The organism is Pseudomonas sp. CBZ-4 (genome assembly GCF_000346755.1).
Lineage (GTDB): Bacteria > Pseudomonadota > Gammaproteobacteria > Pseudomonadales > Pseudomonadaceae > Aquipseudomonas.
Map to the genome: position 1 here is coordinate 26303 of NZ_ANNV01000083.1, position 8687 is coordinate 34989.

10 protein-coding genes are annotated in these 8687 nt (G+C 63.3%); 7 read left to right on the forward strand and 3 right to left on the reverse strand.

Annotated elements, in window-relative coordinates; genetic code table 11:
- Positions 1-66 precede the first annotated feature (66 nt).
- The 4 genes from B348_RS0110295 (at position 67) to B348_RS0110310 (ending at position 4800) form a co-directional block, all read left to right on the forward strand.
- Entirely contained in the window at positions 67-2820 is a 2754-nt protein-coding gene (locus tag B348_RS0110295; protein WP_026136704.1) for a response regulator, read from the forward strand.
- A 77-nt stretch (positions 2821-2897) separates the two neighbouring features.
- Positions 2898-3887, forward strand: a complete 990-nt coding sequence (locus tag B348_RS0110300; RefSeq protein ID WP_017736038.1) for a 2-hydroxyacid dehydrogenase — start codon at positions 2898-2900, stop codon at positions 3885-3887.
- A 71-nt stretch (positions 3888-3958) separates the two neighbouring features.
- Entirely contained in the window at positions 3959-4399 is a 441-nt protein-coding gene (locus tag B348_RS0110305) for a hypothetical protein (protein WP_017736039.1), read from the forward strand.
- Positions 4396-4800, forward strand: a complete 405-nt coding sequence (locus tag B348_RS0110310; protein ID WP_017736040.1) for an META domain-containing protein — start codon at positions 4396-4398, stop codon at positions 4798-4800. Before B348_RS0110305 ends, B348_RS0110310 begins: the two co-directional genes overlap by 4 nt.
- Before the next feature lie 133 nt (positions 4801-4933).
- Here the strand turns inward: B348_RS0110310 and B348_RS0110315 are convergent, their stop codons facing one another.
- Positions 4934-5395 (reverse strand): TlpA disulfide reductase family protein, encoded by a 462-nt coding sequence (locus B348_RS0110315; protein ID WP_017736041.1) that lies wholly within the window; start codon positions 5393-5395, stop codon positions 4934-4936.
- A 115-nt stretch (positions 5396-5510) separates the two neighbouring features.
- On the opposite strand from B348_RS0110315, the gene arsC reads away from it, so the two are divergent.
- The 3 genes from arsC to B348_RS0110330 are packed head-to-tail and all read left to right on the forward strand — an operon-like array spanning position 5511 to position 6878.
- Entirely contained in the window at positions 5511-5864 is a 354-nt protein-coding gene (gene arsC / locus B348_RS0110320) for an arsenate reductase (glutaredoxin) (RefSeq protein ID WP_017736042.1), read from the forward strand.
- Entirely contained in the window at positions 5861-6475 is a 615-nt protein-coding gene (wrbA, locus tag B348_RS0110325; RefSeq protein WP_017736043.1) for an NAD(P)H:quinone oxidoreductase, read from the forward strand. The genes arsC and wrbA overlap by 4 nt, the downstream gene beginning before the upstream one ends.
- Positions 6459-6878 carry a DUF2069 domain-containing protein gene (locus tag B348_RS0110330; protein ID WP_017736044.1) on the forward strand — a complete coding sequence of 140 codons (420 nt, stop codon included), beginning with the start codon at positions 6459-6461 and terminating at the stop codon, positions 6876-6878. The genes wrbA and B348_RS0110330 overlap by 17 nt, the downstream gene beginning before the upstream one ends.
- A gap of 105 nt (positions 6879-6983) precedes the next feature.
- Here B348_RS0110330 and B348_RS0110335 read toward each other — a convergent pair whose 3' ends face one another.
- Entirely contained in the window at positions 6984-7655 is a 672-nt protein-coding gene (locus B348_RS0110335) for a DNA-3-methyladenine glycosylase I (protein ID WP_017736045.1), read from the reverse strand.
- 67 nt (positions 7656-7722) lie between these two features.
- Positions 7723-8547 (reverse strand): tRNA 2-thiocytidine(32) synthetase TtcA, encoded by an 825-nt coding sequence (gene ttcA / locus B348_RS0110340; protein ID WP_017736046.1) that lies wholly within the window; start codon positions 8545-8547, stop codon positions 7723-7725.
- Positions 8548-8687: the final 140 nt, after the last annotated feature.

Consider the following 8687-nt stretch of genomic DNA (forward strand, 5'->3'; position numbering starts at 1 on the left):
GCGCAGGTGGCGCGGCCCGGATGCTTGCGTGGTTCATTGATATCAGTGTGGTAGCAGGAGAGTGGCGTGCTTAGAAGAATGGGGATAAAAGGCCGCGTACTGTTGCTGACCTTATTGCCGACCAGCCTGATGGCCCTGTTGTTGGGGGGCTACTTCACCTGGATGCAACTGTCGGAATTACAGAGCCAATTGCTGCAACGCGGCGAGATGATCGCCGAGCAACTGGCACCGTTGGTGGCACCGGCCTTGAGCGCGAAGAACGCCGACCTGCTGGAGCGCATCGCCACCCAGTCCCTGGAGCAGCCGGACGTGCGCGCCGTGTCGTTCCTCGGCCCCGACCGCGCGCCCCTGGCCCACGCCGGCCCGACCATGCTCAACCAGCCTCCCGCCGGCAACAGCTCCCATCTGCTGCAACGCACCGGCAACGACGCCACCCGCTACCTGCTGCCGGTGTTTGGTCGCCATCGCAACCTCGCGGGCGAATTGATCCCCGACGAAGCCGACCGCCTGCTGGGCTGGGTCGAAGTCGAACTGTCCCACAACGGCATGTTGCTGCGCGGCTATCGCAGCCTGTTCGCCAGCCTGCTGTTGATCGCCATCGGCCTGATCGTCACGGCCACCCTGGCCCTGCGCATCAGTCGCACGATCAATTCGCCGATTGGCCTGATCAAGCAAGCCGTGGCCCAGCTCAAGGACGGCAACCTGGAAACCCGCCTGCCGCCGCTGGGCAGCCAGGAATTGGACCAGCTCGCCTCGGGCATCAACCGCATGGCCGAAACCCTGCAAAACGCCCAGGAAGAGCTGCAACACAGCATCGACCAGGCCACCGAAGACGTGCGCCAGAACCTGGAAACCATCGAGATCCAGAACATCGAACTGGACCTGGCGCGCAAGGAGGCTTTGGAAGCCAGCCGTATCAAGTCGGAGTTCCTGGCCAATATGAGCCATGAAATCCGCACCCCGCTCAACGGCATTCTCGGTTTCACCCACCTGCTGCAAAAAAGCGAACTGTCGCCGCGCCAGCTGGATTACCTGAGCACTATCGAAAAATCCGCCGACAACCTGCTGGGCATCATCAACGAGATCCTCGATTTTTCGAAGATCGAGGCCGGCAAGCTGGTCCTCGACAGCGTGCCCTTCAACCTGCGCGACCTGCTGCAAGACACCCTGACCATCCTCGCCCCCGCCGCCCACGCCAAACAACTGGAACTGGTCAGCCTGGTCTACCGCGACACCCCGCTGGCACTGGTGGGTGACCCGCTGCGCCTCAAGCAGATCCTGACCAACCTGATCAGCAACGCGATCAAGTTCACCCGCGAAGGCACCATCGTTGCCCGTGCGATGATCGAGGACGAACAGGAAGACAGCGTGCAGTTGCGCATCAGCGTGCAGGACACCGGCATCGGCCTGTCCAGCCAGGATGTGCGCGCGCTGTTCCAGGCGTTCAGTCAGGCCGACAACTCGCTGTCGCGCCAGCCTGGGGGCACTGGCCTGGGCCTGGTGATTTCCAAGCGCTTGATCGAACAGATGGGCGGTGAGATCGGCGTCGATAGCACGCCGGGCGAAGGCTCGGAGTTCTGGATCAGCCTGAACCTGCCCAAGACCCGCGATGACCTTGACGACCTGCCCTCGGCGCCGCTGCTGGGGCGGCGCGTGGCCGTGCTGGAGAACCACGAGCTGGCGCGCCAGGCCCTGCAACACCAGTTGGAAGACTGCGGCCTGGAAGTCACCCCGTTCAACAGCCTGGAAAGCCTGACCAATGGCATTACCAGCGCGCACCAGACCGAACAGGCCATCGACCTGGCGGTGCTCGGCATCACCGCCAACGACATTCCCCCGGAGCGCCTCAACCAGCACCTGTGGGACCTCGAACACCTGGGCTGCAAGGTGCTGGTGCTGTGCCCGACCACCGAACAGATGCTGTTCACCCAATCGGTGCCCAACCCCAACAGCCAGTTGCAGGCCAAGCCGGCCTGCACCCGCAAGCTGCGCCGCGCCCTGGCCGACCTGATCAGCCCTCGCCCCTCGCGCAGCGACCCCGGCGAGCCGTTGTCCAGCCGTGCGCCACGGGTGCTGTGCGTGGACGACAACCCGGCCAACCTGCTGCTGGTGCAAACCCTGCTGGAAGACATGGGCGCCAAGGTGCAGGCGGTCGAAAGCGGTTTCGCCGCCATCGACGCGGTCAAGCAGGAAACCTTCGACCTGGTACTGATGGACGTGCAAATGCCCGGCATGGACGGGCGCCAGAGCACCGAAGCGATCCGCCAGTGGGAAAGCGAACGCCACGGCACGCCATTGCCGGTGGTCGCCCTCACCGCCCACGCCATGGCCAACGAAAAGCGCGCGCTGCTGCAAAGCGGCATGGATGACTACCTCACCAAACCCATCAGCGAGCGGCAACTGGCCCAGGTGGTGCTCAAATGGACCGGCCTGGCCCTGCGCAACCAGGCGCCGGAGCGCGCCACCGACGGCCTGGCCCCGGCCGTACGCCTGCTGGTGCTGGACCACGAAGAAGGCCTGCGCCTGGCCGCCGGCAAGACCGACCTGGCCGCCGACATGCTGGCCATGTTGCTGGCCTCGCTGGAAGCCGACCGCCTGGCCATCACCGTCGCCCGCGAAGCCAAAGACCACCACGCCCTGATCGAACGCGTCCACCGCCTGCACGGCGCCACCCGCTATTGTGGCGTGCCGCAACTGCGTGCCGCCTGCCAGCGCGCGGAAACCCTGCTCAAGCAGGACGATGCCAAGGCCATGAATGCGCTGGACGAACTGGACATGGCCATTGCTCGGCTGGCCAGTGAGGCGCGGGTCAGCGCCTGACGCACAGTCTTAGGAACCGGGCCCGCTCCCACAGGGGTTATGTATTTTCAAATGATTAATCGCAGGGAGCATTTTTTATGCGCGTGATTCTTTTCAGCAGCCAGACCTACGACCGCGACAGCTTCCTCGGCGAGCCTCTACCGCCCGGCCTGGAGCTGCAATTCCAACCCGCGCGCCTCAACCTCGACACCGTGGCCCTGGCCGAGCACCACGAAGTGGTCTGCCCATTCATCAACGATGACCTCAGCGCCCCGGTGCTGGAACACCTGGCCAAAGGCGGCACGCGCCTGATCGCCCTGCGCTCGGCCGGCTACAACCACGTGGACCTGGCCGCCGCCAAGCGCCTCGGCCTGACCATCGTGCGCGTCCCCGCCTATTCGCCGCACGCCGTGGCCGAGCATGCGGTGGCGCTGATCCTCGCGCTCAACCGCCGCCTGCACCGCGCCTACAACCGCACCCGCGACGGCGATTTCAGCCTGCACGGCCTCACCGGCTTCGACCTGGTGGGCAAGACCGTCGGCGTGGTCGGCACCGGGCAGATCGGCGCCACGTTCGCCAAGATCATGGCCGGTTTTGGCTGCCAGTTGCTCGCCTACGACCCGTTCCCCAACCCGCAGGTGCTGGCCTTGGGCGCGCGCTACGTAAGCCTGCCCGAGCTGCTGGCGCAGGCGCAGATCATCAGCCTGCATTGCCCGCTCACCGCCGACAGCAAACACCTGATCAACGCCGACTCCCTGGCGCATATGCAACCCGGCGCGATGCTGATCAACACCGGGCGTGGCGGCCTGGTGGATACGCCGGCGCTGATCGAAGCGCTCAAGGACGGCCAGCTCGGCTACCTGGGGCTGGATGTGTACGAAGAAGAAGCCCAATTGTTCTTCGAAGACCGCTCCGACCTGCCCCTGCAAGATGATGTGCTGGCGCGCCTGCTGACCTTCCCCAACGTGATCATCACCGCGCACCAGGCGTTCTTGACCCGCGAAGCCCTCGGCGCCATTGCCGGCACTACCCTGGCCAACATTGCCGCCTGGGCCGAAGGCCGCACACAAAACCTGGTCGAGGGATGATCAGCGGTCACATACCAGGCCCATGATGGGCCGGCACCCGTGATAGGATGCCGCGCCTATTTGGAGGATCCATGGCCGAACACGATTTCCGCTTCAGCTTGCTGAGCCCGCAACACACCCTGATCGAATGCCGCGCCCTGGTGCCGGGCCGTTACCAGGTCACCGGCAACGGTGGCGCGATCAAGCACGGCGACGTGCTGATCGTCACCCTGCGCGGCAGCAAAACCCTGTCGATGCGCCTCACTGTCGAAGGCGATGCGCGCTATTCCATCCGCCCGGCAGGCCAATGGGTCGCCATGGCCCAGGGGCCGAAATTCGGCGAGTTGGAGATTCACACCTGGAAGGTCAATTGCGACAGCTGCGACAGCGTGCTGGAGTTTGAATTCGCCGTCGAAACCAAGCTGAGCAAAGAGCCGCTGCAACCGGCCGCCAACGCGCGGATCAAGGAGTTGGGCTGGGCCAGCGAAGGCAACAAGCACCGCTGCCCGAAATGCCAGCAGGCCGCACAATGAAAGGCCTGCTTCTGCTCGCCGCTGTCGGTGCGGCCCTGACGGGTTGCGCCGGGGATGCGGTCAAGCTCAAGCAGGACCACAGCTACGTGGTGGAATGGATTGGTGAACGGCCGCTGATGGATTACGCGCACCTGACCGTCACCCTCGGTGCGGATGGTCGCGCCTACGGCAATGGCGGTTGCAACCATTGGTTTGCGCCGTACACCGTCGACGGCGAAAAGCTCAGCTTCGGCCAGATCGGCAGCACCCGCAAAATGTGCGCCGAGGCCTTGATGGAGCAGGAACACCGCTTCTTCCAGGCCCTGCAAGGCGTGCAGCGCTGGGATATTTCGCCGATCGAGCAGACACGTTTCTGGCCGGCCGAGGGCAAGCCGATTCGCCTGTGGCTTGAAGAAGGCTAACCCAGCCTAAATGTGGGCTGGCTTTTCTGTGGGAGCTGGCTTGCCTGCGATGACATCGCCGCGGTGTACCTGATACACCGCGCTGCCTGTATCGCAGGCAAGCCAGCTCCCACATTGGTTTGGTGTTGTTGCTTTAACCGCGTAGTGCCTTCAGTTTGGCAATCACACCTTCCGCCGTCTGCTCACCCATCAACTGCTCGCGCACCTTGCCCTTGTCATCAATGATGTAGGTCACCGGCAACGCTTCACTGCGCGGAATATCAAAGATCCCCTCCGGGTTCTGCGCCAGTACGGTGAACTTGATCCCCAGCTTCTCGCTGGCGGCCTTCAACTCCTCGCCCTGCACATTGTCGAAGTTGACCCCGAACACCCCGACGTTCTGCCCTTTCAACTGGTCCGCCAGCGCGTTCAGCTCGGGGATTTCCGTGCGGCACGGGCCACACCATTCGGCCCAGTAATTGACCACCACCCATTGTTTGTCCAAGCGCTCGGCCGCGACTTTCTGGCCGTACTGGTCAACGCCGTAATCGTTGCCGCAGCCGCTGAGCAGCAGGGTTGTGATGATCGCCAATGCACCGATCAGTCGATTTGTCATGGGGTAATCCTTCGCAAAAATGAACGTTGGCTGCGACCTATCGCCTCTTACGGTTTAAGGACAGGACGCCGCGCGGGTAGAATACCCGCCACCTTACGCAAGATGCGACCCGCACATGACCGATCTGACGCTTTATCACAACCCGCGCTGCTCGAAATCCCGCGGTGCGCTGGAACTGCTCGAAGCCCGCGGCCTCACCCCGACGGTGGTGCGCTACCTGGAAACGCCGCTGGACGCCGCGCAACTCAAGGCCTTGCTCGCCAAGCTGGGCCTCACCGCGCGCCAACTGCTGCGCACCGGCGAAGAGGAATACAAAACCCTCAACCTCGCCGACGCCAGCCTCAGCGAAGCGCAATTGATCGCCGCCATTGCCGCGCACCCCAAGTTGATGGAGCGCCCGATCCTCGAAACCGCCGACAAGGCCATCATTGGCCGTCCGCCAGAAAACGTGCTGGAGATCCTGCCGTGACGACGCCGTATGTGCTGGTGCTGTATTACAGCCGCCATGGCTCGGTCAGCGAAATGGCCCGGCAGATTGCCCGGGGCATCGAGCAAGGCGGCATGGAAGCGCGCCTGCGCACCGTGCCGGCGATCTCCACCGAGTGCGAAGCCGTGGCGCCGAGCATCCCCGACGAAGGCGCGCTGTATGCCAGCCTCGATGATCTGAAACACTGCTCGGGCCTGGCCCTGGGTAGCCCGACGCGCTTCGGCAACATGGCCGCGCCGCTCAAGTACTTTATCGACGGCACCAGCAACCTGTGGCTGACCGGTGCCCTCGTCGGCAAGCCGGCCGGGGTCTTCACCTCCACCGCCAGTCTGCACGGCGGCCAGGAAACCACGCTGATGTCGATGCTGCTGCCGTTGCTGCACCACGGCATGCTGATCACCGGCCTGCCCTACAGCGAACAGGCGCTGCTCGATACCCAGGGCGGCGGTACGCCCTACGGCGCCAGCCACCACGCCGGCCCGGACGGCAAGCGCCTGCTCGATCAACATGAAATCGCCCTGTGCCGCGCCCTCGGCCTGCGCCTGGCGAACACCGCGACGCTGCTGGAGGCCGGTCGTGGCCAAAAAGCCTAAAGTCCTGCCGCCCCAGGCGTGGCTGGAGCCACGGGTCAAGGTCGCACGGGCGTTGAGCCTGCTGGCGTTCTTTGCCCTGGTGGGTTTGCTGTGCGGGTATTACCTGTTCGTCGCCGACCTGCACGGCGCACGGCCGTGGGTGATCCTGCTGATCGAACTGGTGCCGCTGCTGTTGCTCGCGCCGGGGATGCTGCTGGGCAGCGCGCGCGGGCATTCGTGGATGTGCTTTGCGGTGAACCTGTATTTCATCAAGGGCGCGCTGGCGGCGTATGACCCGAACCGGCAGTGGTTCGGGGTGCTGGAGATGGTGGCGAGTCTGGCGGTGTTTTGTACGGCGTTGTTGTATGTGCGGTGGCGGCATCAGCTCAATCGGCGGTTGGCTGTAGAACCTGTGTCGGCCTGAAGTCCGCTATCGCAGGCAAGCCAGCTCCCACATTTGACCGAGTTTCAACCTTGGAATGCAGTCAACTGTGGGAGCTGGCTTGCCTGCGATGGCATCACCTCGGTCTCAATGATTCACCGTATAGGCCAGCATCATCGACAACTGGCACATCGGCCGCCCACTCTCGGCATGCCACTGGTTGAACGCCCCTTGTACCGTCGCCAGGTCCCGCAGGCTGGTCGGCGCCTTGTCGACGATCTTCTGCGCGTTCAGCGCCGCCACCACGTCGTAACTGGGCACAAACGTATCCTTGCCGACCATGCGCAAGAAGCGCGGCGCGGACAAACCGCCCAACTGGTGGCCGTGCTTGCTCAGGTACTTCCATAGCCCAACGATATCGGTCACTGGCCAGTCGGCGATAAACGCGCCGAAGCTGCCGTGTTCCTGGGCGATGTCCAGGATCATCTGTGCATTGCGCGGCACGCTCTTGAGCTTGCCCAGGTGGCGGATGATGCTGGTGTCCTGCATCAACCGCTCCAGGTGCTCGGCGCCCATCAGCACGACTTTTTCCGGGTCGAAGCCGAAGAACACTTTCTCGAATGCCGGCCACTTGGCGTCCACCACACTGTGCTTCAAGCCCGCGCGAAACACCCGCAGCGCCAGGGTCGACAGGTAGCGGTCATCGCTGATCTTGCGCAATTGCGCCGGGGTGTTGGGCACCGGCAGATGGGCTTCCAACTCGGCGGCCGAACCGAAACGGTTCAGACAGTATTCGTGCAGCCACTTGTAATCGCGCATGCCCTCTCCTGGGGATTCAAATGAAAACGGCGCCCATGAGCGCCGTCTTTCAGAGCGTTGAAGAACCTTAGAGGTTCACTACATTGACGAAGCGCGACGCGGCACTCTCATCGATCTTTAGGCTGGTGAAGTCAAACAGATTGCGGTCGGCCAACTGCGACGGCTGCACATTCTGCAGGCTGCGGAAGATACTCTCGGTGCGGCCTGGGGTCTTGCGCTCCCAATCCAGCAGCATCTCCTTGACCACCTGGCGCTGCAGGTTTTCCTGGGAGCCACACAGGTTGCACGGGATGATCGGGAATTGCTTGAAGTCGGAGTAAGCCTGGATGTCCTTCTCGTTGCAATACGCCAGCGGGCGGATCACCACGTTGCGCCCGTCATCGGCCCGCAGCTTGGGCGGCATGGCCTTGAGCGAGCCGTTGAAGAACATATTGAGGAAGAAGGTCTCGACGATGTCATCGCGGTGATGACCGAGGGCCATCTTGGTTGCGCCGATTTCATCGGCAAAGGTGTAGAGCGTGCCGCGGCGCAGGCGCGAGCACAGCGAGCAGGTGGTCTTGCCTTCCGGGATCAGTTCCTTGACCACCGAATAGGTGTCTTTCTCGACGATGTGGTACTCGACGCCGAGCGCTTTGAGGTAGGCCGGCAGCACGTGCTCGGGGAAGCCCGGTTGTTTCTGGTCCATGTTGACGGCGACGATCTGGAACGTGATCGGCGCGACCTTTTGCAGGTGCAGCAGCACGTCGAGCAGGGTGTAGCTGTCTTTGCCACCGGAGAGGCAGACCATGACCTTGTCGCCGTCCTCGATCATGTTGAAATCGGCGACCGCTTCACCGGCCAGGCGACGCAGGCGTTTTTGCAATTTGTTCTGGTTGACCGTAAGAGTGCCCATGGCGCTTGGATCCGCAAAAGGTGTGTGACGAAAAGCGCAGCATTTTACGCAAAAATACTGCAATGGGCGACGCCGATCCAATGTGGGAGCTGGCTTGCCTGCGATGGCGGCGGGTCAGCCAGCACATTGGCTACTGACAG